Origin of the sequence: Pseudomonas corrugata (assembly GCF_050920615.1) — a bacterium.
Lineage (GTDB): Bacteria > Pseudomonadota > Gammaproteobacteria > Pseudomonadales > Pseudomonadaceae > Aquipseudomonas > Aquipseudomonas corrugata.
Genome location: NZ_CP130434.1, coordinates 1,279,937 through 1,303,216, shown reverse-complemented (window position 1 = coordinate 1,303,216; position 23,280 = coordinate 1,279,937). Strand labels below are relative to the sequence as shown.

Below are 23,280 nucleotides of genomic sequence, written 5' to 3'. Positions count from 1 at the left end.
AAGCACTGATGGCCCGTAGACATCGCACCGGCTTCTTCCAATAATGCCGTATCTACATGGGCTATGAAAAAGGACCTGCTCCATGATCAATGCGCAACTGATGCAATTGGTGATCAATGCTTCCAATGACGGAATCGTCATCGCCGAAAAGGAAGGCGACGAAGACAACATTCTGATCTACGTGAACCCGGCCTTCGAACGGCTGACCGGTTATAGCCGAGACGAGATCCTTTATCAGGATTGCCGCTTTCTGCAATCGGGGGATCGTGATCAACCGTCCCTGGAGCGAATTCGCAAGACCCTGAAGCAAGGCGGTACCTGTCGAGAGGTGCTTCGCAACTATCGCAAGGACGGCACGCCGTTCTGGAATGAGTTGTCGCTGTCCACGGTAAAAAACGAGGCGGATGGGCACACCTATTTCGTGGGCGTGCAAAAAGACGTGACGGCCCAGGTCAAGGCGCAACAACGCGTTGCCCAGTTGGAAAAGGAATTGGCCGAAGCCCGGGCAACGATTGCTCATCTCAATGCGACGAACGGCATAAACAAAACGACGAATTAACGGTCAGTCACTACAATCACCAGTGAAAACGCAAAATCATTTCGAGCACACCATGCAGCGTGACGCCCTCCTGACCCAGGATGAGCTGGACTTCATCCGGACCATGCAACACATTCCGCAATTGAATGAGCGGGATGTGACATCCAGCCTGCTGGTCAATAGCGGGTCGCAGATCCGTGACCTGCTGACGCGTCTTGCGGCCAACGAGCAGGTGACGCTGCAAGCCAACTTCGAAAACCAGCAAATGACCTTCCCGTTGCACCTTGTGGAAGATGAATTCCACGCGATGCACTTGCGCCTGGGCGTTCCGAGTATCTACGAGGACGGACCGAAGGTACGCCCATGGCGACTGACCCTCCAGGAGCCGGTAGCACTGGAAAATGCCAAGGGTCAACCAGGGCCTTTGTGGGTCCACGAGGTGTCTTGCAAGGGTGTGCTGCTGGAAAACCGCAACCGTACCAAACCACCAAAGCAATTCGTTCTCTGGTTCAGCCCCTCAGGTTACGAAAGGATTTCGTTGCGCGGCACCTTCGAACGGGAAACCGATCAAGGCCTGTATGCCTATCATTTGAACCAGAACGACCAGGACGAGACCGAGCGCCTGCGTCAATACATTCTCCAGCAGCATCGCCTGTCCCATCCGGCCATGCACCTCTAGGGGCCTGTACGGCTAATTCGAGTGCTTGAATTAGGCTCTGTACGGAAAGTCTTGAGACGAAGGTCAGGCGAGGCTGTTCTCAACGCTGCATGAACGAGTATCAAGGCTTTTCCTACAGAGCCTGGCTACACGGGCCACTCAGGTATCCAGGTTACCTGCCAGCAACTGACGCAAGCGCTGGTGAATCACCGTTCCGTCATTGCCCAGGCAACCGATCGACGATCCTGCCAGGCTTTCCTGCATCAGGTCGGATGCATCACCGGCCAACATCAACGGGCAATCCAGGCTCATGGCCAACCTGTTCAGGCGCTTGGGCAATTCGGCGACCGGTGCATGGTTGGACACCAGTACCAGCGCCAAGGGTTGAGTCTTCTGGCATACCAGGGTCAGTTCGTCGAATGGCTGGCCGACGGTCATCAACCTGATCCCCACTTTCGCCTTCGACACATACAGTGCCGTCACCAGCAGTTCCAGCTCACGGCACTGGCCGGCAATGGCGCTGACCAGAACGCGTCGCGACTGATCCTCGCGCTTGAGCAAGAGCCGTTGCGCGACACGCGATCGCAGGAATCCATCGAAAAACAGCCATTCGCTGGTCTGTCCGAAATCCTGCCGCCGTTGCAGCAGTTGCTGCCAGAGCGGCATCAGGATGCGTTGAAAAACGATCGGCACCGCGTAGCTGGAAAAAATCTGCCCGTAGATGCGATCCAGCTCTACATCGTCAAAGTTGGAGACTGCGACCGCGACCTGGTGCTGCCATTGTGCATAGTCGACCCTCACCAGATCCGATGGAATCAACGCGGAAACAGGTTGCAACGCTTCGGTCTTGCTCAGGATCTTGCTGATTTTACTGACGGCGACCCCGCGTTCGATCCAGGCAAGGATGCTGCGTACCTTTTCGATATCGCCCAAGGAATACAGGCGATGACCGCTTTCGGTACGTGTCGGCTGGATAAGACCGTAGCGACGCTCCCATGCACGCAAGGTCACTGGGTTCACCCCCGTGAGTCGCGAAACTTCGCGGATGGGAAACAGGTCTTCACGCTCCAGGCCCGCTGCTGCTTGGAAAACGAACTGATCGTCGGTGATTACGCTCATCTTTATCCAACAGGCCCGGTTGGTAAATTGGATCCCAGTTTACCCCCTCCTAGTCATAAGATGACAAGAACAAACCGTTCCGATATTCAAATTTGTTGTTTTTCGTAACAAAAAAATACCCGCCGGCAAACCGGCATGACAAATTCCTGAACGAATGATCCAGCCCATTGGTTCAAATAGGTACACTGCGCAGTCACTGATATAGTTTCGCCTCTGCCGTGAACCGAGCCAGTCCATGCCCAGTACCGACGCCCCTATTCTGCTCACCGGCGCAGCCCAGCGTGTCGGCTTGCACTGTGCCCGCCGATTGCTTGAAGACGGTCATCCGGTCATCGTCACTTATCGCACCGAGCGTCCAGGCGTACAGGTGCTCCGGGATCTGGGGGCGACCGCGCTGTTTGCCGATTTTTCCAGCGAAGGCGGGATCCTGGCTTTTATCGAACAGCTCAAGCAGCACACAGACCGGTTGCGGGCCATTGTACATAACGCCTCGGCGTGGCTGGTCGAAGTGCCGGGCGATGAGACGGCGGCCTTCAGCGCCATGTTCAACGTGCACATGCTTGCGCCGTATCTGATCAACTTGCATTGTGCCGAGTTGCTACAGCGTTCAGCCCCAGCAGATATCGTGCATATCAGCGATGATGTAACCCGCAAGGGTAGCAGCAAACACATCGCTTATTGCGCCACCAAGGCTGGGCTCGACAGCCTGACCCTGTCGTTCGCGGCGAAGTTCGCTCCGGCGATCAAGGTCAACGGTATTGCGCCGGCCCTGCTACTGTTCAAGGCCGAAGACGACGCCGCTTATCGCGCCAGGACCCTGGCCAAGTCGGCGCTGGGCTTCGAACCCGGTAGCGAAGTCATCTACCAGAGCCTGCGGTATTTGCTGGACAACCCCTATGTCACCGGCACGACCCTGACCGTCAACGGCGGACGGCACATCAAATAGCCTAGCTTCGAGGATCCATCATGGCGCTATCCCTGCCCCAGAATTACCGCGAGATCCTCATCGGCCTGGGTGAAGATCCGGAGCGCGAAGGCCTGCTGGACACACCGGCTCGCGCCGCCAAGGCCATGCAGTACCTTTGCCACGGATACGAGCAAAGCGTCGAACAGATCGTCAATGGCGCCCTGTTCGATTCGGACAGCGACGAGATGGTGATCGTCGCCGACATCGAACTCTATTCCCTGTGCGAACATCATTTGCTGCCCTTCATCGGCAAGGCCCATGTAGCTTATATTCCTACGGGCAAGGTCCTGGGACTGTCGAAGATCGCCCGGCTGGTGGACATGTTCGCCCGCCGTCTGCAGATCCAGGAAAACCTCACCCGGCAAATCGCCGCCGCGGTGCAACAGGTTACCCAGGCCGCCGGTGTCGCGGTGGTCATCGAGGCCCAGCACATGTGCATGATGATGCGCGGTGTCGAAAAACAGAACTCGACCATGAACACTTCAGTGATGCTCGGGGCTTTTCGCGAATCCAGCACCACTCGCCAGGAGTTCCTGCAATTGATTCGACGGAGCAAGTAAATGCCACAACTTCAGCCAGCCATGGCGCGTATCCGGGTCAAGGACCTGCGCCTGCGCACTTTCATCGGGATCAACGAGGATGAAATCCTCAACAAACAGGATGTCCTGATCAACCTGACCATCCTCTACCCGGCACAGGAAGCGGTACGCGACAACGACATCGATCACGCGCTGAACTACCGCACCATCACCAAAGCGATCATCGCCCACGTGGAAGGCAATCGCTTCGCTCTGTTGGAACGCCTGACCCAAGAGCTGCTGGACCTGGTCATGACCAACAAATCGGTGCACTACGCCGAAGTCGAAGTCGACAAACCCCACGCCTTGCGTTTCGCCGAATCGGTGTCGATTACCTTGGCGGCAAGCCGGGCGACTCCGTAGCCGCTACAAGCTGCAAGCCATTCACTGTAAGCTTGATCACCGCAACCCATTTTGCAGCTTGCAGCTGTCTCGAAGAGACCCTCATGAACGACCAACAACGCCTCGAACTCGAAGCCGCCGCTTTCCGTCGGCTCGTTGCCCACCTGGACAGCCGCAAGGACGTACAGAACATCGACCTGATGAATCTCGCCGGCTTCTGCCGCAACTGCCTGTCCAAGTGGTACAAGGCCGCTGCCGATGAACGTCAGATCGACGTCAGCCTCGATGACGCCCGTGAAAGGGTCTACGGCATGCCGTACGCCGAATGGAAAGCCCAATACCAGCAAGAAGCCAGCGCCGAGCAGCAAGCGGCGTTCGCCAAAGGAAAACCCGATGCCTGATCTGAAAACCCTGCGCACCCGCCTCCAGAGCGGCGAACACGCTTTCGCCGATACCCTGGCCTTCATCAACGATGGCTACGACTATCAGCCCCAGCCGTTCACCAACGGCGACGTGGAAAACGCTGCCGGACAAAACGAAGGCTCCTGCAAGACCCTCGGCCTGGCCTTGCTCGAAGGCTTGAGCGATGAAGAAGCGCTGCTGGCGTTCGGCGAGCATTACCGCTCGGTGCTGAACACTCCCGACGGCAACGACCATGGCAACATCCGCGCGCTGATGGTCCATGGACTGGCGGGCGTGAAGTTCGCGGCCCAGCCACTGCAACGCCGCTGATCCCCGCTTGTGGCGAGGGGATTCATCCCCGCTGGGTCGCGTAGCGACCCCAACAGCTTCGCGATGTGTCAATGCAGCAAGGCTGGTTTCGGACTGCTTCGCAGTCCAGCGGGGATGAATCCGCTCGCCACAAGAACAGTCCAACCCTGATTGTGTGGTACTTACCCACATCCCGACTTTTAAGATTGACCCGGCAACTTTATTTCGTTTGCCGGCTCCCACTGCTCACGGCTTAGATAAAGGAAATCCTTTCTTCCTTCGAGCCGTCACCCATGAGCAGCGAAACCATCAGCCAATCGATTTCCATCGTGCACCCCGTCAGCCTCAGTCACGGCAGAAACGCCGAGGTATGGGATACCGACGGCAAGCGCTACATCGACTTCGTGGGAGGCATCGGCGTGTTGAACCTCGGCCATTGCCATCCCCGCGTCGTCGAGGCTATTGGCGAGCAGGCCACCCGGTTGACTCACTACGCCTTCAACGCCGCCCCTCATGCGCCCTATATCGAATTGATGGGGCGTCTTGCAGCGTTTGTCCCGGTGGACTACCCCATCAGTGGCATGCTCACCAACAGCGGCGCGGAGGCTGCGGAAAACGCTTTGAAGATCGTGCGCGGGGCCACGGGGCGCACCGCCGTCATCGCCTTCGACGGCGGCTTCCATGGCCGCACCCTGGCCACCCTGAACCTCAACGGCAAGGTCGCGCCCTACAAACAGAAAATCGGCGTGTTGCCGGGGCCGGTCTATCATCTGCCCTACCCCAGCAAGGACAACGGTGTGACCTGCGCGGAAGCCTTGCAGGCCATGGAGCGGTTGTTCAGCGTGGAGATCGACGTCAACGACGTGGCCTGCTTCATCGTCGAACCGGTACAGGGCGAGGCGGGTTTCCTGGCACTGGACATCCCTTTCGCCCAGGCCCTGCGGCAGTTCTGCGACGATAAGGGTATCGTGCTGATCATCGATGAAATTCAGTCCGGCTTCGGCCGCACCGGCCAACGTTTCGCCTTCTCGCGACTGGGCATCGAGCCCGACCTGATCCTGCTGGGCAAGAGCATTGCCGGCGGGGTCCCGCTGGGGGCGGTGGTGGGGCGCAAGGTTTTGCTGGACAACCTGCCCAAGGGTGGCTTGGGTGGCACTTATTCCGGCAACCCCATCGCCTGCGCCGCCGCACTGGCGACCCTGGAAGAAATGACCGATGCGCACCTCCAAGCCTGGGGCGCGCAACAAGAAGAAGCGATTGTCAGCCGCTACGAATCTTGGCGCCGCCGTGAGCTGACGCCATTCCTGGGCCGCCTGACGGGGGTCGGCGCAATGCGCGGCATCGAACTGGCCCGCGCCGACGGTACCCCGGCAGCGGCGCAGTTGACCCAATTGCTGGCCCTGGCACGGGACGCGGGTCTGCTGCTGATGCCCAGTGGCAAGTCGCGCCACATCATCCGCTTGCTGGCGCCGTTGACGACCGAGCCGGCAGTGTTGGAGGAAGGTCTGGATATTCTCGAAACGTGCCTGGCGAAGCTGAGCTGAAGACAAAAGACTTCTGCACGCATCAAACTTGTGGAAGCGGGCTTGCTCGCGAATGCGGTATGTCAGTCAAAAATTGTGCTGGTTGACCCACCGCATTCGCGAGCAAGCCCGCTCCCACAGGGTTTTCAGGGAGTCCACCCACATAAAAAAACCGGCCGAAGCCGGTTTTTTTATGCCTGATGAATCAGAACGAAGCGTTCTGCAAGCCGTCCAGGTAACGCTCGGTGTCCAGGGCGGCCATGCAACCGGCGCCGGCCGAGGTGATGGCCTGGCGGTAGACGTGGTCGGCCACGTCACCGGCAGCGAAGATGCCTTCGACGCTGGTGGCGGTGGCGTTGCCGTCGCGGCCGCCCTTGACCACCAGGTAACCGTCCTTGAGTTCCAGTTGGCCTTCGAACAAAGAGGTGTTCGGCGTGTGGCCGATGGCGATGAAAACGCCGTCGACCTTGATCTCGTCAAAGCTGCCGTCGTTGTTTTTCAGGCGGGCACCAGTCACGCCCATGTTGTCACCCAGCACCTCGTCCAGGGTGGCATTGAGCTTGAGGATGATCTTGCCTTCGGCCACTCGAGCATTGAGCTTGTCGATCAGGATCTTCTCGGCGCGGAAGGTTTCGCGACGGTGGATCAGGGTGACAGTGCTGGCGATGTTGGCCAGGTACAGGGCCTCCTCGACAGCGGTGTTGCCGCCACCGACCACGGCCACCGGCTTGTTACGGTAGAAGAAACCGTCGCAGGTGGCGCAGGCGGAAACGCCCTTGCCCATGAACGCCTCTTCCGATGGCAGGCCCAGGTAACGGGCGCTGGCACCGGTGGCGATGATCAGGGCGTCGCAGGTGTAGGTCGCGCTGTCACCGGTCAGGGTGTACGGCTTGGCGGCGAAATCCACGGCATTGATATGGTCGAAGACGATTTCGGTCTCGAAGCGCTCGGCGTGTTCTTTCATGCGCTCCATCAACGCCGGGCCGGTCAGGCCGTGGACATCGCCCGGCCAGTTGTCGACTTCGGTGGTGGTGGTCAGTTGACCGCCGGCCTGCATGCCGGTGATCAGCAGTGGCTTGAGGTTGGCACGGGCCGCATAAACTGCGGCGCTGTAACCGGCAGGGCCGGAACCGAGAATAATGACTCGCGAATGACGAACTTCAGACATGACCTGCTCCAATTGACCAGCCCTTGCGAGCCGGAGCGCCGGGTGAGCGGCGGGAATAAAAAAAGGGCCGTTGATGCACTTGGGGAAGGCTTTGGTCCGACGGCCCTGAAAAAGAATGGGTGCAGCGTATCGAGGGAGCGAAGATTAAGGAAATACGGTTTAACAATCCAGCTCATAGGTGAGTTCTATATCGGGTGGAGCTTTCAATAGAGCGGCCTGTTCAACAAACCTGTTACACGCCGTGTAGACGCTTTCCCGCGCCGGGCAAAGCCGGTAAGGTCGGCGCGTTCAACTTCTCTCGGAGCTGCCCATGCCCGCCCCCGTACTGTCCGGCCCGCAATACCTGCAAGAAGGCCTCAAGCTGGTCCTGAGTCCGGGCCTGCGTCTATTTGTATTATTGCCGCTGGCGATCAACCTCGTATTGTTCATCGGTCTGATCTACCTGGCCGGCCATCAGTTCAGCCTGTGGGTCGACACGTTGATGCCATCGCTGCCGGACTGGCTGAGTTTCCTCAGCTACATCCTCTGGCCATTGTTCGTGGTGCTGGTGGTGCTGATGGTGTTCTTTACCTTCACGATGCTCGCCAATGTCATCGCTGCGCCGTTCAACGGTTTTCTGGCGGAGAAGGTCGAGGTGGTGGTCCGTGGCACCGATGACTTCCCGGCCTTCAGTTGGGGTGAGTTGGTCGCCATGATCCCGCGCACCTTGGCCCGGGAGGCACGCAAGCTCGGCTACTTCCTGCCCCGCGCCCTGGGGTTGTTCGTGCTGTCGTTCATTCCCGTGATCAATCTGGTGGCCGCACCGCTGTGGCTGCTGTTCGGCATATGGATGATGGCGATCCAGTACATCGACTACCCGGCGGACAACCACAAGCTGGGCTGGAACGAAATGCTCGCCTGGTTGCGTCAGAAACGCTGGCAGAGCCTCGGCTTTGGCGGCAGCGTCTACCTGGTGCTGCTGATCCCGGTGGTCAACATCCTGATGATGCCGGCGGCGGTGGCCGGGGCGACCCTGTTCTGGGTGCGCGAGCAAGGGGCCGAGACGGCGCTGGCCCGCCAGGGCTGAACCGGTCACAAATCCATCATTCAGGCGTCACACTGGCGAAATGGCCCCGGTCGACACTGGGGTCATGAGCACACACCTGCATATCACCCTTGTCACTGAAACCTTCCCGCCGGAAATCAATGGCGTGGCCAACACCCTGGGCCGCTTGCACGAAGGCCTGCGTGCCCGAGGCCACAGGGTTGAGCTGGTGCGTCCGCGACAGGCACCGGATCAACGCCAGGCCAGCGACGAGCTGTTGCTGTGCCGGGGCTGGCCTCTGCCGGGATATCCGGGGTTGCAGTGGGGGCAGGTCTCAATGCACAAGCTGCTGCGGCGCTGGATGCGTCAGCGGCCCGATGTGCTGTACATCGCTACCGAAGGGCCGCTGGGTTTATCGGCGTTGCGGGCGGCGCGGCGCCTGGGTATCTCGGTAGTCAGTGGCTTTCACACCAATTTCCAGCAATACACACGGCAGTACGGCCTTGGGTTGCTCAGTCGCGCACTCACCCATTACCTGCGCTGGTTTCACAACCGCTCCAACCTGACACTGGTGCCCAGCCCAAGCCAGCAACTGGAATTGGAACGGCGGCATTTCGAGCGCGTCATGCTGTTGTCCCGCGGCGTGGACAGCCAGTTATTCCATCCGGTCAAGCGCTCGACCACCCTGCGCGAAAGCTGGGGCCTGGGCGATGACGATATTGCCGTGATCCACGTTGGGCGCCTGGCACCGGAGAAGAACCTCGGCTTGCTCAAGCGTTGTTTCGACAGGATATGCAATGCGTTCCCGCAGCGACGGATGAAGCTGGTGGTGATCGGCGACGGCCCGCAACGGTCCGCCCTGGAGCAGGAACTGCCCGACGCGATTTTTTGCGGTACCCAGCGAGGCGAGACGCTGGCCAGCCACTATGCCAGTGGGGATGTGTTCGTCTTTCCAAGCCTGACCGAAACCTTCGGCAACGTCGTGCTGGAGGCCCTCGCGTCCGGGCTGGGTGTGGTGGCCTACGACCAGGCCGCCGCAGCACAACACATCCGCCATGGCTACAACGGCGTGCTGGCAATGCCGGGGGATGAGGACGCATTCTGCGATGCGGCCCGTTGGCTGCTGGAGGAGCCCGAAGCGTTACGTTGCGTGAGGCTCAATGCCCGCCAGCATGCCAGTCGCCAGGGTTGGGCGTCAGTGATCGAGCAGTTCGAGGCGCAATTACGGGGGGCTTGCCAGGCCCTATCGACACTGCCGCAGGCAGTGCCGCATCGCTGAAAGCATCGCGGGCAAGCCTTGCTCCCACCGGGTTATCAGCAGTTCACAAATGAGCTGTCCGCTGAAGATCCAATGTGGGAGCAAGGCTTGCCCGCGATGGCGTCGGTGCAGGCGACTCAGACCAGCGTCATCAGCGCTTCGCGGCTGAATGGCAGGATCTCCTGCTCCCGACCTTCACGCACTTTCTGCGCCCAGTCCGGATCCACCAGCAGCGCACGCCCGACCGCCACCAGGTCGAATTCATCATTGTTCAGGCGTTCCAGGAGTTTCTCCAGGCTCGCCGGCTGCGCGACCTTGTCGGTATTGACCATGAACTGCAGGAACTCGCCATCCAGACCGACGCTGCCGACGGTGATGGTCGGTTTACCGGTCAGCTTGCGAGTCCAGCCGGCCAGGTTCAGTTCAGAACCGTCGAACTCCGGCTCCCAGAAGCGACGGGTCGAGCAGTGGAAGATATCCACGCCAGCATCGGACAGTGGCTTGAGGAATTCGCCCAAGGCTTCCGGGGTCTGCACCAGACGCGCGGTGTAATCCTGTTGTTTCCATTGGGAGAACCGGAAGATGATCGGGAACCCGTCGCCCACGGCTGCACGCACGGCACGAATCAACTCAATGGCAAATCGCGAACGGTTGGCCAGGCTGCCACCGTAACCGTCGGTGCGTTGGTTGCTGCCTTCCCAGAAGAACTGGTCCACCAGGTAACCATGGGCGCCATGGATCTCCACGCCATCCATGCCGATACTCTGGGCGTCTTTCGCTGCCTGGGCGAAAGCGGCGATGACATCGTCGATGTCTGCCTGGGTCATACCGTGGACCACCACCTGGCCGTCCTTGAGCTTCTCGGTCGGGCCATAACCCGGCACGCTGGCATCCGGCTCGGTCCCGGTGCGGCGTACACTGCCCACATGCCACAACTGTGGAACGATCTTGCCGCCTTCGGCATGCACTGCATCGACCACTTGCTTCCAACCGGCGAGCGCTGCATCGCCATAGAAGTGCGGCACGTTCGGATACCCGTTGGAAGCCTTGTGCCCGACCGTCGTGCCTTCGGTGATGATCAGGCCAACCCCGGCCGCTGCGCGGCGACGGTAATATTCGATGACCTTGGCGTTCGGCACGCCGCCCGGTGAAAAGGAACGGGTCATCGGCGCCATCACGACCCGGGTCGGCAGCTCGAACGCACCGAGTTGAAAAGGTTTGAACAGGGCTTTTACAGGCATGGGGCACTCCACGGGACAAGGTCGCAGGTCGATATGACGACGATAATATGCAGCGAGGGGAGTGCTGGGTAGCACTATTGATTGGAGTGATAAAGGTTAAAAAGGGTGCGCAAAGGCACCTGAATGTGGGAGCAACGCTTGCTCGCGAACCAGGCACCCCGATTTCTGAAAGGTCCCATCACCTTCATCGCAGGCAAGCCTTGCTCCCACAGTACGCAAGCAAGCTCCCTCGCCACAACGGTGAAGGTTCAGCCCAGCGCTTTTTCAATTGCCTGGATTACCGCCGGGTCATCCGGCGCTGTGCGCGGCGAGAAGCGGGCCAACACGCGGCCGTCCTTGCCGAGCAGAAACTTCTCGAAGTTCCAGGTAATGTCTCCGGGGAATTCGGCGCCCTCGCCCGCCAGCAGGCGGTAAAGTTGATGCCGGTCGTGACCGTTTACTTCCAACTTGCTGGACAGCGGAAACGTCACGCCATAATTATTGCTGCAGAACGCCTGGATTTCCTGCTCGGTGCCAGGCTCTTGCCCCGCGAACTGATTGCAAGGCAGGCCCAGGATGCTGAAGCCCCTGGACTTGTACTGCTGATAGAGATTTTCCAGCGCAGCGTACTGAGGCGTCAGGCCACATTTGGAGGCGACGTTGACCACCAGCACGACTTGCCCCTTGAAAGGCGCCAGAGGAAGCTCCTGACCATCCAGGGCTTTCAGTTTAAGGTCGTGAAAAGCACTCATGACGAACTCCAGGTTTGCGGATCTTTCGAAATAGCCATGGGTAATGCCGAGAGCAACCGACTAAAAAGGCGCCGCATGGCGCCTTTCCGGTTCACTTGAGCGTAGCGCAGAAATCAGTGGTGATGACCACCTTCGCCATGGACGTGACCATGGGCAACTTCTTCCTGGCTGGCATCGCGGATGTCGACAACCTTGACCTTGAAGTTCAGGCGTTGACCGGCCAGTGGGTGGTTGCCGTCAACAGTGACGTCGTCGCCGTCCAGGTCGCGGATGGTGACGATCTGCATCTGGCCATCCGGCGCCGACGCATGGAACTGCATGCCCACTTCCAGCTCGTCCACGCCTTCGAACATGCTGCGGCTCAGGGTGCTGACCAGTTCGGCGGAGTATTCGCCGTAGGCGTCTTCCGGTTCAACGGTCACGTTCAGTTCGTCACCGGTGGTTTTACCTTCCAGGGCTTTCTCCAGGCCCTGGATGATGTTGCCTGCGCCATGCAGGTAGACCAGCGGAGCGCCGCCGGCAGAGCTGTCGATGACCTCACCAGCGTCGTTGGTCAGGGTATAGTCGATGGAGACAGCCTTATTGGCGGCGATCAGCATGGGGCGAGACCTTTTGCATAAGAATGAAGAACGGACAAGTCTAAACAAGGATTTGCCCGAAAGCGAACGGAACCCTGACAAACGGACTTGCGCACCCAGACCGACGGTCATTGGTTTGCACCAGGACGAGGAGGGTCACTGGGTTGCGGAGCTGTCCTGTGGGCATACCCAGCACCTGCGCCACCAGCCACCGTGGCAATCCCGGGCGTGGGTGCTGGATCCAACGCAACGTATTGAAAAAATAGGCCAGCCCTTTGATTGCGGCTGGTGTGCTCAGGCGCCGGTTAGCGATAATCTTGGTGACTGAATGGATGGTAGACGGCTATACATAGGCCTCGCCTTTGCCATGCTCCCTTAGAGAATCCGCATGCAAACTTTTTTTATCGCGCCCACCGATTTTGGTGTGGGCCTGACTTCCATCAGCCTCGGGCTGGTGCGCACCCTTGAGCGGGCCGGGCTGAAGGTCGGTTTTTTCAAACCCATCGCCCAGCCCCACCCCGGCGACACCGGCCCGGAACGTTCGACCGAGCTGGTGGCCCGCACCCACGGCCTCAAGCCGCCACAGCCTCTGGGCCTGGCTCACGTCGAGCGCATGCTTGGCGACGGCCAGCTCGATGAGCTGCTGGAAGAAATCATTACCCTCTACCAGCAGGCGGCCATCGGCAAGGACGTACTGGTGGTCGAGGGCATGGTCCCGACCCGCAACGCCAGTTATGCCGCCCGGGTCAACCTGCACCTGGCCAAGAGCCTGGACGCCGAGGTGATCCTGGTGTCGGCGCCGGAAAACGAAGTGCTGACCGAGCTGTCCGGGCGGGTTGAGTTGCAGGCGCAATTGTTCGGTGGGCCGAAAGATCCGAAGGTCCTCGGCGTGATCCTCAACAAGGTCCGTACCGACGAAAGCATGGAAGCGTTTTCCGCCCGGCTCAAGGAGCATTCGCCCTTGCTGCGCAGCGGCGACTTCCGCCTGCTGGGCTGCATTCCCTTCCGGCCCGAACTCAACGCCCCGCGCACCCGCGACGTAGCCGATTTGATGGGCGCCCAGGTGCTCAATGCCGGCGATTACGAAAGCCGACGCATGAGCAACATCATCATTTGCGCTCGCACCATGCGCAACACCGTGGAGCTGCTCAAGCCTGGCGTGCTGGTGGTGACACCCGGTGATCGCGACGACATCATCCTGGCAGTGAGCCTGGCCGCCATCAACGGTGTACCGCTGGCCGGTCTATTGTTGACCAGCGACACCCTGCCCGACCCACGCATCATGGAACTGTGCCGCGGCGCGCTGCAGGCGGGCCTGCCGGTGTTGTCAGTGAGCACGGGCTCCTATGACACCGCCAACCTGCTCAACAGCCTGAACAAGGAAATCCCGATCGACGACCGCGAACGCGCTGAGATCATCACCGATTTCGTCGCCAGCCACCTGGACGCCCAGTGGCTGCACCAGCGCTGCGGCACGCCGCGGGAAATGCGCCTGTCGCCGGCGGTGTTCCGCTATCAATTGATCCAGCGCGCCCAGGCCGCCAACAAGCGCATCGTCCTGCCGGAAGGCAGCGAACCGCTGACGGTCCAGGCCGCCGCCATTTGCCAGGCCCGCGGCATCGCCCGCTGCGTGTTGCTGGCCAAACCGGCCGACGTCGAGGCGGTGGCCCGCGCCCAGGGCATCGAACTGCCGCCGGGGCTGGAGATTCTCGACCCGGACTCGATCCGCGAGCGTTACGTCGAGCCGATGGTGCGGCTGCGCAAGAGCAAAAGTCTGAATGCACCGATGGCCGAGCAGCAACTGGAAGACACTGTGGTGATCGGCACGATGATGCTGGCGCTGGACGAAGTCGACGGGCTGGTGTCCGGCGTCGTCCACTCCACCGCCAATACCATCCGCCCGGCCCTGCAGCTGATCAAGACGGCGCCGGGCTGCTCCCTGGTGTCGTCGGTGTTCTTCATGCTGTTTCCCGAAGAGGTGCTGGTCTATGGCGATTGCGTGATGAATCCGCATCCCAGCGCTGCGGAGCTGGCGGAGATCGCCCTGCAAAGCGCCGACTCTGCCGCCGCGTTCGGCATCACCCCACGAGTGGCCATGCTCAGCTATTCCAGCGGCGAATCGGCCAGCGGCGAGGAAGTGGAAAAAGTCCGCGAAGCCACCTTGCTGGCCCACGAGGCGCAGCATGGCTTGCTGATCGACGGCCCGCTGCAGTACGACGCCGCCGCCAACGAAACCGTGGCACGACAACTGGCGCCCAACAGCCAGGTGGCCGGGCGGGCGACGGTGTTCATCTTCCCGGACCTGAACACCGGCAACACCACCCACAAGGCCGTCCAGCGCAGTGCCGATTGCGTCAGCCTCGGGCCGATGCTCCAGGGCCTGCGCAAACCGGTGAACGACCTCCCCCGTGGCGCCCAGGTCGATGACATCGTGTACACCATCGCCCTCACTGCGATCCAAGCCGCCAACCGACCCCTGGACATTTAGATGCTGGATTTCCTGCCTGCCCCGGTGCGAGGCGTCATCGCCTCGTTGCTGTTGGCGCTCAATACCATTGCCTGCTGCACGCCGCTGTTCCTCGTGGCGATCTTCAAGCTCGTGCTGCCCTTCCCCGCCGCTCAACGTTTCACCGACTGGTTGATGAGCCACATCCATGAAGCGTGGATCAGTAACAACAAAGCCTGGATGAACCTGCTGCGCCGCACCCGCTGGCACCTCAGCGGCCTTAAGGGCCTGGATTACCAACACTCCTACCTGATCACCAGCAACCACCAGAGCTGGGTCGATATCATGGTGTTGCAGTACGTGCTCAATCGCCGCGTCCGCCCGCTGAAGTTCTTTCTCAAGCAGGAGTTGATCTGGGTGCCGGTGATCGGCCTGGCCTGGTGGGCGCTGGGGTTCCCGTTCATGAAGCGCTACTCCAAGGCCTATCTGGAGAAACACCCGGAAAAGAAAGGCAAGGACCTGGAAACCACCCGCAAGACCTGCGCGAAGTTTCGCAACAACCCGGTGGGCATTTTCAACTTCGCCGAAGGCACACGCTTCACCGAAGGCAAGCATGCCCAGCAGCAATCGCCGTTTCGCTATCTGCTCAAGCCAAAGGCCGGCGGCATCGCGTTTGTGCTCGATGCAATGGGTGAACAGTTGGAATCGATCATCAACGTCACCATCCACTACCCCGGCGGTCGTCCGGGGTATTGGGATCTGCTCTGCGGTAACGTTGGCGAAGTGGTGGTGCATTTCCAGGAACTGCCTATCCCGCCGCAGTTTATCGGGAAGAACTACGACCAGGACGGCGCCTATCGCCTGGAGTTCCAGGGCTGGATCAACCAGTTGTGGCAGGACAAGGATGCGCTGTTGGGGCAGATGCATTGCGAGTATCCCGGTACTTGAGGTGTCTGTAATGGCCTCATCGCGAGCAAGCTCGGCTCCCACAGGGATTGTTGGTGAACAGTTCGCATCAATCCCTGTGGGAGCCGAGCTTGCTCGCGATAGCGTCCTTCCAGACAACAAAAAAGCCCGCCGATGATCACTCATCGGCGGGCTTTTCGTTTGCCGCTTGTGCTTAGATCGCGCCGCGACTGCGCAGCAGATCCAGCACCTGCTTGACACTCTCTTCCAGTGTCAGCGACTGGGTGTCGACCACCAGATCGGCGTCCAGCGGCACGTCATACGGGAAGGACTCGCCCGGGATGTTGTCGCCGGCGGCGGCGTACAGCCCTTGCGGATCACGCTGGGCACACACCGTCGGCGAGGCCTGGACGTAGACCGTCAACAGACGCTCCCTGCCGATCAGGTCCTTGGCCTGCTCACGCCCTTCGGCGCTCGGTGCAACGAATGCCGCCAGGGTCAGCAGGCCGGCTTCGTTGAACTGACGGGCAACGTGAGCCGCACGGCGCCAATTCTCGGTGCGCCCGGCACGGTCATGCGGCAAGCCCTTGTTCAGGTCATGGCGCAGGTTCTGGCCGTCGAGGACGAAGACCGCACGGCCCATGTCGAACAGCTTGCGCTCCACGGCGTAAGCCAGTGTGCTCTTGCCGGCGCCCGAGAGACCGCTGAACAGCACCGTCGCCGGCTGCTGGCCGAAGCGCTGGGTGCGCTCTTCCACCGACACATGGGCGAGCTTGCCGTGGTGGGTGCTGCTGCCGTGAGCCAGCGGCTGGGCGACGATCATGCCGGCGCCGACGGTGCCATTGGTCAGGCGATCGATGACGATGAACGCGCCGGTGGTGCGGTTGCTCTCGTAACCGTCGAGGGCGATCGGCGCATCCAGGGCAATCTTCACCTTGCCGATTTCGTTGAGCTGCAACGCGCTGGCCGGCCCCTCTTCGAGGGTGTTCACATCGACCCGGTTGACGATGCTGGCAATGGAGCCCGGCACGTAGCTGGTCGCACGCTTGATGTCGTATTTCTTGCCCGGCAGCATCGGCTCCTCGGCCATCCACACCAGCATCGCTTCGAAGCTGTCGGTGACCGGAGGCACGTTGTCGGCATGCACCAACAGGTCGCCCCGGGAGATGTCGATCTCGTCTTCCATGGTCAGGGTCACGGCCTGGCCCGGGCCGGCTTGCTCCAGCTCACCTTCGAAGGTGACGATGGATTTGACGCGGCTGCTCTTGCCCGATGGCAATACCACCACTTCGTCGCCCTTGTGCACGATGCCGCTGGCCAGTGTGCCGGCGAAACCGCGGAAGTTCAGGTTCGGACGGTTGACGTACTGCACCGGGAAACGCAGGTCGGTGAAGTTGCGGTCGCCCGCCACTTCCACGGTTTCGAGGATTTCCATCAGCGACTGGCCGGTGTACCACGGCGAACGCTCGGACTTGTTCACCACGTTGTCGCCCTTGAGGGCAGACATTGGCACGAAGTGCATGCTCGAAGGCTTCATCTTCAAGCCTTCGGCGAACTTCAGGTAGTCGGCCTTGATCGACTCGAACACACCCTGGTCGAAATCCTTGAGGTCCATCTTGTTGATGGCCACGACGATGTGCTTGATGCCCAACAACGAAGCAATGAAGCTATGGCGACGGGTCTGGGTCTGCACGCCGTAGCGGGCATCCACCAGGATGATCGCCAGGTCACAGGTGGAGGCACCGGTGGCCATGTTACGGGTGTACTGCTCATGGCCGGGGGTGTCGGCGATGATGAACTTGCGCTTGGCGGTGGAGAAATAGCGATACGCGACATCAATGGTGATGCCCTGCTCGCGCTCGGCCTGCAGGCCGTCGACCAGCAATGCCAGGTCGATGTCGTCACCGGTGGTGCCGACTTTTTTCGAATCACGGGTGATGGCTTCCAGGTGATCTTCGTAGATCATCTTGGAGTCGTGCAGCAGGCGCCCGATCAGGGTGCTCTTGCCGTCGTCGACGTTACCGCAGGTCAGAAAGCGCAACAGCTCCTTGCGCTCGTGCTGGCCCAGGTAGGCGAGGATGTCCTCGCTGATCAAATCAGATTGATGCGACATGACAGCCCCTTAGAAATAACCTTGACGTTTTTTATCTTCCATCGAGCCTGCGCCATCGTGGTCGATGACCCGGCCCTGGCGCTCGGAAGTTCGCGTCAGGAGCATTTCCTGAATGATGTCCGTCAGGCTCTCGGCCTCGGACTCCACCGCGCCCGTCAACGGGTAGCAGCCAAGGGTACGGAAACGCACTTTCTTCTTGACGATGCGGGCCTTCTCTTCCTCGGACAGGTGTTCGAGGATGCGCTCGTCGTCGATCATGATCAGCGTGCCGTTCTTCTCGATCACTTCGCGCTCGGCGGCGAAGTACAGCGGCACAATCGGGATGCCTTCGAGGTAGATGTACTGCCAGATGTCCAGCTCGGTCCAGTTCGACAACGGGAAGACGCGGATCGACTCGCCCTTGTTGACCTTGCCGTTGTAGACGTTCCACAGCTCCGGGCGCTGGTTCTTCGGGTCCCAGCGGTGCTTGCTGTCGCGGAACGAATAGACGCGCTCCTTGGCACGGGACTTCTCTTCATCGCGACGGGCGCCGCCGAACGCTGCGTCGAAACCATGCTTGTCCAGGGCCTGCTTCAGGCCCTCGGTCTTCATGATGTCGGTGTGCTTGGCGCTGCCGTGGGTGAACGGGTTGATGCCTTGCGCCACGCCGTCCGGGTTCACGTGAGTGATCAGGTCCAGGCCCATTTCCTCGACCATGCGATCGCGGAACTTGTACATTTCCTGGAATTTCCAGCGGGTGTCGACGTGCATCACCGGAAACGGCAGCTTGCCGGGGAAGAACGCCTTGCGTGCAAGGTGCAGCATCACGGCGGAGTCTTTACCGATGGAGTACAGCATCACCGGGTTGTCGAACTCGGCGGCCACCTCGCGGATGATGTGGATGCTTTCCGCCTCCAGCTGTTTCAGATGCGTCAGTTTGTCGACCATGGCTACTCACGAAAACATTCTTATGAACGGCCAGCGGGCCGTGTTCGAGCGAAGAATCCTAGCACAGCGTCCTCTTCTAATCAGGGCGCCAACTAGATCGAAACAGCATATGGATATGCCTGGGCGTTCGGGTCTTGCGAGACCTTTGTGGGAGCGAGCAAGCCCGCTCCCACAAGGTTCAGCACCACTCAAATCGGATTCGGACAATCGATGAAGATGTGTTCCAGGGCAAAGCGTCGCGCCAGGTAATCACCCAGCGCCTGCACGCCATAGCGTTCGGTCGCATGATGGCCGGCGGCAATGAAGCTGATGCCGTTTTCCCGGGCGCTGTGGAAAGTCTGTTCCGATGCTTCGCCGCTGAGGTACAGATCGACCCCGGCCATCACCGCCTGATCGATGTAGCCCTGGCCGCCGCCGGTGCACCAGCCGACCCGGCGGATCATCTGCTCCCCCTCGATCAGCAACGGCTCGCGCCCCATGACCTCCTGGACCTTGCGGGCAAAATCCCGAGGCGTCATCGGTTCGGACAAGGAGCCGACCAGGCCGACGACTTTGGGGTTATCCGGGTCCAATGGCCCTTCGACGGTGATGTCCAGTTGACGGGCCAACTGCACGTTGTTGCCGACCTCGGGGTGCAGGTCCAGCGGCAGATGGTAGGCCAGCAGGCTGATATCGTGCTTGAGCAGGGTTTTCAGGCGACGCTGCTTCATGCCAGTGATGCAAGGGTTCTCGCCCTTCCAGAAGTAACCGTGATGCACCAGCACCAGGTCGGCATCGGCTTCCACGGCGGCGTCGAGCAACGCCTGGCTGGCGGTCACGCCACTGACGATGCGCATCACCTGGGGCGCGCCTTCGACCTGCAGGCCGTTTGGGCAGTAATCGGCAATCCGGCTGCTCGCCAGGTAACGGTCTGCTTCTTCAACCAGGGTGCTCAGGGCTACGGCCATGAAAAGACTCCTAAATATCCGGTTCCGAGGCGCGCGCGGCCTCGTATAATGCGCGACATTATGGGCGGTCTCATTCCGCCTGCAACTTTTGTAGGACATGATAGATGCTCAAGGCGCTGCGTTTTTCCGGCTGGCCGCTGTTGGCCGGCGTGCTCGTCGCACTACTGATTATCCAGCGTTACCCGGAATGGGTTGGCCTGCCGAGCCTTGATGTCAATCTGCAGCAGGCGCCGCAGAGCAAGGCGCTGCTACAAGGGCCCGTGTCCTATGCCGACGCGGTGACCATCGCCGCACCGGCCGTGGTCAACCTGTACACCACCAAAGTCATCAACAAACCCAGCCACCCGCTGTTCGAGGACCCGCAGTTCCGGCGCTTCTTCGGCGATAACTCGCCCAAGCAGAAGCGCATGGAATCGAGCCTGGGTTCGGGCGTGATCATGAGCCCGGAAGGCTATCTGCTGACCAACAACCACGTCACCAGCGGTGCCGACCAGATCGTGGTAGCCCTCAAGGATGGCCGCGAAACCCTTGCCCGAGTGATCGGCAGCGACCCGGAAACCGACCTCGCGGTACTGAAGATCGACCTCAAGAATCTGCCGGCGATTACCATCGGTCGCTCCGACAGCATCCGCATCGGTGACGTCGCCCTCGCCATCGGCAACCCCTTCGGCGTCGGCCAGACCGTGACCATGGGCATCATCAGTGCCACCGGGCGTAACCAGTTGGGTTTGAACAACTACGAAGACTTCATCCAGACCGATGCCGCGATCAACCCCGGCAACTCCGGCGGCGCGCTGGTGGATGCGAACGGCAACCTCACCGGGATCAACACGGCGATATTCTCCAAGTCCGGCGGCAGCCAGGGCATCGGTTTCGCCATCCCGGTGAAACTGGCGATGGAAGTGATGAAGTCCATCATCGAGCATGGCCAAGTGATTCGTGGCTGGCTGGGCATCGAAGTGCAGCCGCTGACCCAGGAGCTGGCAGAGTCCTTCGGTTTGTCCGGACGGCCTGGCATCGTGGTGGCGGGAATTTTCCGCGATGGTCCGGCCCAGAAGGCCGGCCTGCAATTGGGTGATGTGATCCTGAGCATCGACGGCGAACCGGCCGGCGATGGCCGGCGCTCGATGAACCAGGTAGCGCGGATCAAGCCCACCGACAAAGTCACCATCCAGGTGATGCGCAACGGCAAGGAACTCAAGCTCACCGCGGAGATCGGCCTGCGCCCACCGCCCGCGCCTGTAGCGGTCAAGGAAGAGCAGTAACCGACACAGTTCCCCTCGCCACAAAAGCCTGACTGTCTGAAAATTTAACGAGAAGTCACAGATAGCATAAATTCTCATCGGTAGTGTTATATTGTTTCAATTACGCAAATTGGAACAACATAACATGTCATCTCTAAAACAGATTTCCCTCGCCAGCCTGGCCTTGGGTCTGCTGGGCGACCCGGCCTTTGCCGAGGAAACCCAGCCTCTGGAACTGGACGCCATCAGCGTCACATCCGACTACGAATCCCCCACTGGACCGGTGAAAGGTTATCGCGCCACCCGCTCCGCCAGCGCGACCAAAACCGACACAGCCCTGCGGGACATTCCTCAATCGATCAGCGTAATCCCGGCTGACGTCCTCAAGGACCTGGGCAGCACCAGCGTCGAACGGGCGCTGGAGTTTGCCGGCGGCGTATCGAAACAGAACAACTTCGGCGGCCTGACGCTCTACGAATACAGTGTGCGCGGCTTCACGACATCAGAGTTCTACAAGGACGGCTTCAGCGCCAACCGCGGCTATCCGAGCACACCGGACGCCGCCAACATCGAACGCATCGAGGTGTTGAAGGGGCCGGCGGCCAGCCTCTATGGACGCGGCGATCCAGGGGGTACGGTCAACATCGTCACCAAGAAACCCCAGCCCGAAGCCTTCACCACCCTGCAAACCAGCGCCGGCAGTTGGGACCGCTACCGCACCGCCCTGGACCTCAATACGCCACTGGACGCCGAAGGCACCCTGTTGTCGAGGGTGAACCTGGCGGTGGAGGACAAGCACAGCTTTCGCGATCACGTCGACAGCCGGCGGGTATTCGTGGCGCCCTCCATCAGTTGGCAACCGAGTCCCGACACACGCCTGTTGGTCGAGAGTGAAATCGTACGCCACAGCTCGACGTTCGACCGGGGCATCGTCGCGCCAAATAATCGCTGGAGCGGCGTGTCCCGCTCGACCTTCCTGGGCGAACCCAATGACGGTGACATCGACAACCACAACCACATGCTCCAGGCCGCCCTCGAACATCAGCTCAACGACATCTGGCAACTGCGTCTGGCCAGTCATTACAAGCAAGGCGAACTCTGGGGCTTCGCCTCTGAAGCGCGTCCGTTGAATGCCGATGGTCACACCGTCAACCGCCGTTACCGCGAGCGCGACAACGATTGGCATGACAGCATCACCCAGTTGGAACTGCGTGGCCTGCTGGACCTGGGACCGTGGCAGCACGAACTGCTGATCGGCAGCGAGTACGAGGATTACCGCAAGAACGAGCGCGTCACCACCCTCAACGGCGGCGCCTATCCCATCGACATCTATCAGCCCATCTACGGCCAGCCCAAACCCGACGGGCTGCGCACCGGCACGGATTTCTTCGAGCATGTCCAAAGCCGTGCATTGAATCTCCAGGACCAGATCGTCTTCACCGAAAAGCTGCGGGGCATGTTCGGTGTGCGCTACGAGCATTTCGAGCAGCGTATCGATGATCACACTACCCAGCTCATCAGCCACCAACGCCACGACGCCCTGACACAACGGGCCGGCTTGCTGTACCAACTGACGCCTGAAGTCGGGTTGTTCGCTAACGCGTCCACCTCGTTCAAGCCCAACAACGGCCTGGACGCCGACGGCAAGACCTTCAATCCAGAGGAAGGCGTTGGCTATGAAGCCGGGATCAAGAGCGAGCTCTTCGACCATCGCCTGAGCACCACCCTGGCGGCGTTCCATATAGAGAAGGAAAACGTCCTGGCGCTGGCCCCCGATACCAACACCAACCGCGCCATGGGCAAGGCCCGTAGCCAGGGGATCGATCTGCAGGTCAGCGGTCAGTTGACCGACGCCATCCGCGTGATCGGGGCCTTTGCCTACATCGATGCAGAAGTGACCGAAGGTGACAAAGAGATCCCCACCGGCAGCCGGATCCTGGGCGTTGCCAAGCGTAGCGGCAGTCTGCTGGGCGTCTATGAATTCCAGGACGGGCACCTGCGCGGCTCGGATGTCGGCGCGGCGTTCACTTACGTGGGGGATCGTTCGGGCGAAGCCGGCAAGGACTTCGAGCTGCCGGCCTACCACACCGTGGATCTGCTGGCTCATTACAAGGCCAGCGATAACGTCACCGTGGGCCTGAACCTGAACAACGTCTTCGACGAAAAATACTACGAGCGCTCCTACAGCAACTACTGGGTCAATCCCGGCGAGCCGCGCAACTTCACCGTCAGTCTCACCCTCGATCTGTAAAAAGGAAAAT

Annotated in this window: 23 protein-coding genes; 15 read left to right on the top strand and 8 right to left on the bottom strand. The window is 60.5% G+C overall.

All coding sequences use genetic code 11. The features are described from left to right. The first annotated feature begins 82 nt into the window (after positions 1-82). Positions 83-559: a PAS domain-containing protein gene (locus tag QZH45_RS05730; protein ID WP_024777520.1), complete on the top strand. Its 477-nt coding sequence runs from the start codon at positions 83-85 to the stop codon at positions 557-559. 52 nt (positions 560-611) lie between these two features. After that, the gene (locus QZH45_RS05725) at positions 612-1,217 is read left to right on the top strand and encodes a hypothetical protein (protein ID WP_024777519.1); all 606 of its coding nucleotides are present in this window, start codon (positions 612-614) and stop codon (positions 1,215-1,217) included. Between the two features lie 138 nt (positions 1,218-1,355). Here QZH45_RS05725 and QZH45_RS05720 read toward each other — a convergent pair whose 3' ends face one another. Then, positions 1,356-2,315: a MerR family transcriptional regulator gene (locus QZH45_RS05720; protein WP_055135126.1), complete on the bottom strand. Its 960-nt coding sequence runs from the start codon at positions 2,313-2,315 to the stop codon at positions 1,356-1,358. 235 nt (positions 2,316-2,550) lie between these two features. Here QZH45_RS05720 and folM point away from each other — a divergent pair, with 235 nt between their 5' ends. From folM to QZH45_RS05690, 6 genes are all read left to right on the top strand, one after another. Further along, positions 2,551-3,261, top strand: a complete 711-nt coding sequence (gene folM / locus QZH45_RS05715) for a dihydromonapterin reductase (protein WP_055135127.1) — start codon at positions 2,551-2,553, stop codon at positions 3,259-3,261. Between the two features lie 20 nt (positions 3,262-3,281). Further along, positions 3,282-3,842: a GTP cyclohydrolase I FolE gene (folE, locus tag QZH45_RS05710; protein ID WP_024777516.1), complete on the top strand. Its 561-nt coding sequence runs from the start codon at positions 3,282-3,284 to the stop codon at positions 3,840-3,842. Then, entirely contained in the window at positions 3,843-4,223 is a 381-nt protein-coding gene (gene folX, locus QZH45_RS05705; RefSeq protein ID WP_055135128.1) for a dihydroneopterin triphosphate 2'-epimerase, read from the top strand. It abuts the gene before it with no gap. 83 nt (positions 4,224-4,306) lie between these two features. After that, entirely contained in the window at positions 4,307-4,603 is a 297-nt protein-coding gene (locus QZH45_RS05700) for a DUF1244 domain-containing protein (protein WP_024777514.1), read from the top strand. Then, complete coding sequence (locus tag QZH45_RS05695; protein ID WP_024777513.1) at positions 4,596-4,934, top strand: HopJ type III effector protein; 339 nt, start codon at positions 4,596-4,598, stop codon at positions 4,932-4,934. Before QZH45_RS05700 ends, QZH45_RS05695 begins: the two co-directional genes overlap by 8 nt. Positions 4,935-5,206: 272 nt before the next feature. Then, entirely contained in the window at positions 5,207-6,457 is a 1,251-nt protein-coding gene (locus QZH45_RS05690) for a 2-aminoadipate transaminase (protein ID WP_024777512.1), read from the top strand. 184 nt (positions 6,458-6,641) lie between these two features. Here the strand turns inward: QZH45_RS05690 and trxB are convergent, their stop codons facing one another. Beyond that, complete coding sequence (gene trxB, locus QZH45_RS05685; RefSeq protein WP_003205459.1) at positions 6,642-7,604, bottom strand: thioredoxin-disulfide reductase; 963 nt, start codon at positions 7,602-7,604, stop codon at positions 6,642-6,644. A gap of 310 nt (positions 7,605-7,914) precedes the next feature. On the opposite strand from trxB, the gene cysZ reads away from it, so the two are divergent. Further along, positions 7,915-8,670 (top strand): sulfate transporter CysZ, encoded by a 756-nt coding sequence (cysZ, locus tag QZH45_RS05680; protein WP_024777511.1) that lies wholly within the window; start codon positions 7,915-7,917, stop codon positions 8,668-8,670. A gap of 40 nt (positions 8,671-8,710) precedes the next feature. Next, on the top strand, positions 8,711-9,907 hold the full coding sequence (locus tag QZH45_RS05675; RefSeq protein WP_055136179.1) for a glycosyltransferase family 4 protein: 1,197 nt from the start codon (positions 8,711-8,713) through the stop codon (positions 9,905-9,907). Positions 9,908-10,023: 116 nt separating this feature from the next. Here QZH45_RS05675 and QZH45_RS05670 read toward each other — a convergent pair whose 3' ends face one another. From QZH45_RS05670 to QZH45_RS05660, 3 genes are all read right to left on the bottom strand, one after another. Next, entirely contained in the window at positions 10,024-11,127 is a 1,104-nt protein-coding gene (locus QZH45_RS05670) for an NADH:flavin oxidoreductase (protein WP_024777509.1), read from the bottom strand. A 248-nt stretch (positions 11,128-11,375) separates the two neighbouring features. Then, complete coding sequence (locus QZH45_RS05665; RefSeq protein WP_024777508.1) at positions 11,376-11,858, bottom strand: glutathione peroxidase; 483 nt, start codon at positions 11,856-11,858, stop codon at positions 11,376-11,378. Positions 11,859-11,971: 113 nt separating this feature from the next. Further along, positions 11,972-12,457, bottom strand: coding sequence for an FKBP-type peptidyl-prolyl cis-trans isomerase (locus QZH45_RS05660; RefSeq protein WP_024777507.1), 486 nt, complete (start codon positions 12,455-12,457; stop codon positions 11,972-11,974). Here QZH45_RS05660 and QZH45_RS05655 point away from each other — a divergent pair. From QZH45_RS05655 to QZH45_RS05645, 3 genes are read left to right on the top strand one after another with little or no spacing between them, the layout of a single operon-like run. Further along, a complete protein-coding gene (locus QZH45_RS05655; protein ID WP_080686207.1) occupies positions 12,426-12,764 on the top strand; it encodes a DUF3565 domain-containing protein in 339 nt (112 codons plus the stop codon). The two genes, QZH45_RS05660 and QZH45_RS05655, sit on opposite strands and share 32 nt — an antisense overlap. A gap of 60 nt (positions 12,765-12,824) precedes the next feature. Continuing rightward, complete coding sequence (gene pta / locus QZH45_RS05650; RefSeq protein ID WP_024777506.1) at positions 12,825-14,924, top strand: phosphate acetyltransferase; 2,100 nt, start codon at positions 12,825-12,827, stop codon at positions 14,922-14,924. Then, positions 14,925-15,830 carry an acyltransferase gene (locus QZH45_RS05645; protein ID WP_024777505.1) on the top strand — a complete coding sequence of 302 codons (906 nt, stop codon included), beginning with the start codon at positions 14,925-14,927 and terminating at the stop codon, positions 15,828-15,830. Positions 15,831-16,002: 172 nt separating this feature from the next. Here QZH45_RS05645 and cysN read toward each other — a convergent pair whose 3' ends face one another. The 3 genes from cysN to QZH45_RS05630 form a co-directional block, all read right to left on the bottom strand. Beyond that, on the bottom strand, positions 16,003-17,901 hold the full coding sequence (gene cysN / locus QZH45_RS05640; protein ID WP_024777504.1) for a sulfate adenylyltransferase subunit CysN: 1,899 nt from the start codon (positions 17,899-17,901) through the stop codon (positions 16,003-16,005). A gap of 9 nt (positions 17,902-17,910) precedes the next feature. Next, entirely contained in the window at positions 17,911-18,828 is a 918-nt protein-coding gene (gene cysD, locus QZH45_RS05635) for a sulfate adenylyltransferase subunit CysD (RefSeq protein WP_024777503.1), read from the bottom strand. A gap of 188 nt (positions 18,829-19,016) precedes the next feature. After that, positions 19,017-19,775, bottom strand: coding sequence for a Nif3-like dinuclear metal center hexameric protein (locus tag QZH45_RS05630; protein WP_024777502.1), 759 nt, complete (start codon positions 19,773-19,775; stop codon positions 19,017-19,019). A 104-nt stretch (positions 19,776-19,879) separates the two neighbouring features. Here QZH45_RS05630 and algW point away from each other — a divergent pair, with 104 nt between their 5' ends. Both algW and QZH45_RS05620 read left to right on the top strand, forming a co-directional pair. After that, complete coding sequence (gene algW / locus QZH45_RS05625) at positions 19,880-21,040, top strand: Do family serine endopeptidase AlgW (protein ID WP_024777501.1); 1,161 nt, start codon at positions 19,880-19,882, stop codon at positions 21,038-21,040. Between the two features lie 124 nt (positions 21,041-21,164). Next, on the top strand, positions 21,165-23,270 hold the full coding sequence (locus QZH45_RS05620; protein WP_024777500.1) for a TonB-dependent siderophore receptor: 2,106 nt from the start codon (positions 21,165-21,167) through the stop codon (positions 23,268-23,270). Positions 23,271-23,280 lie beyond the last annotated feature (10 nt).

What these genes read in the sequence shown, in the direction of transcription:
- QZH45_RS05665 (WP_024777508.1), bottom strand. Translation starts at nt 11,858, where the DNA reads ATGAGTGCTTTTCACGACCTTAAACTGAAAGCCCTGGATGGTCAGGAG.
- QZH45_RS05700 (WP_024777514.1), top strand. Translation starts at nt 4,307, where the DNA reads ATGAACGACCAACAACGCCTCGAACTCGAAGCCGCCGCTTTCCGTCGG.
- folM (WP_055135127.1), top strand. Translation starts at nt 2,551, where the DNA reads ATGCCCAGTACCGACGCCCCTATTCTGCTCACCGGCGCAGCCCAGCGT.
- QZH45_RS05630 (WP_024777502.1), bottom strand. Translation starts at nt 19,775, where the DNA reads ATGGCCGTAGCCCTGAGCACCCTGGTTGAAGAAGCAGACCGTTACCTG.
- pta (WP_024777506.1), top strand. Translation starts at nt 12,825, where the DNA reads ATGCAAACTTTTTTTATCGCGCCCACCGATTTTGGTGTGGGCCTGACT.
- folX (WP_055135128.1), top strand. Translation starts at nt 3,843, where the DNA reads ATGCCACAACTTCAGCCAGCCATGGCGCGTATCCGGGTCAAGGACCTG.
- algW (WP_024777501.1), top strand. Translation starts at nt 19,880, where the DNA reads ATGCTCAAGGCGCTGCGTTTTTCCGGCTGGCCGCTGTTGGCCGGCGTG.
- QZH45_RS05725 (WP_024777519.1), top strand. Translation starts at nt 612, where the DNA reads ATGCAGCGTGACGCCCTCCTGACCCAGGATGAGCTGGACTTCATCCGG.
- cysN (WP_024777504.1), bottom strand. Translation starts at nt 17,901, where the DNA reads ATGTCGCATCAATCTGATTTGATCAGCGAGGACATCCTCGCCTACCTG.
- QZH45_RS05655 (WP_080686207.1), top strand. Translation starts at nt 12,426, where the DNA reads ATGGAGACAGCCTTATTGGCGGCGATCAGCATGGGGCGAGACCTTTTG.
- QZH45_RS05670 (WP_024777509.1), bottom strand. Translation starts at nt 11,127, where the DNA reads ATGCCTGTAAAAGCCCTGTTCAAACCTTTTCAACTCGGTGCGTTCGAG.
- cysD (WP_024777503.1), bottom strand. Translation starts at nt 18,828, where the DNA reads ATGGTCGACAAACTGACGCATCTGAAACAGCTGGAGGCGGAAAGCATC.
- folE (WP_024777516.1), top strand. Translation starts at nt 3,282, where the DNA reads ATGGCGCTATCCCTGCCCCAGAATTACCGCGAGATCCTCATCGGCCTG.
- QZH45_RS05730 (WP_024777520.1), top strand. Translation starts at nt 83, where the DNA reads ATGATCAATGCGCAACTGATGCAATTGGTGATCAATGCTTCCAATGAC.
- cysZ (WP_024777511.1), top strand. Translation starts at nt 7,915, where the DNA reads ATGCCCGCCCCCGTACTGTCCGGCCCGCAATACCTGCAAGAAGGCCTC.
- trxB (WP_003205459.1), bottom strand. Translation starts at nt 7,604, where the DNA reads ATGTCTGAAGTTCGTCATTCGCGAGTCATTATTCTCGGTTCCGGCCCT.
- QZH45_RS05660 (WP_024777507.1), bottom strand. Translation starts at nt 12,457, where the DNA reads ATGCTGATCGCCGCCAATAAGGCTGTCTCCATCGACTATACCCTGACC.
- QZH45_RS05675 (WP_055136179.1), top strand. Translation starts at nt 8,711, where the DNA reads ATGGCCCCGGTCGACACTGGGGTCATGAGCACACACCTGCATATCACC.
- QZH45_RS05620 (WP_024777500.1), top strand. Translation starts at nt 21,165, where the DNA reads ATGTCATCTCTAAAACAGATTTCCCTCGCCAGCCTGGCCTTGGGTCTG.
- QZH45_RS05645 (WP_024777505.1), top strand. Translation starts at nt 14,925, where the DNA reads ATGCTGGATTTCCTGCCTGCCCCGGTGCGAGGCGTCATCGCCTCGTTG.
- QZH45_RS05690 (WP_024777512.1), top strand. Translation starts at nt 5,207, where the DNA reads ATGAGCAGCGAAACCATCAGCCAATCGATTTCCATCGTGCACCCCGTC.
- QZH45_RS05695 (WP_024777513.1), top strand. Translation starts at nt 4,596, where the DNA reads ATGCCTGATCTGAAAACCCTGCGCACCCGCCTCCAGAGCGGCGAACAC.
- QZH45_RS05720 (WP_055135126.1), bottom strand. Translation starts at nt 2,315, where the DNA reads ATGAGCGTAATCACCGACGATCAGTTCGTTTTCCAAGCAGCAGCGGGC.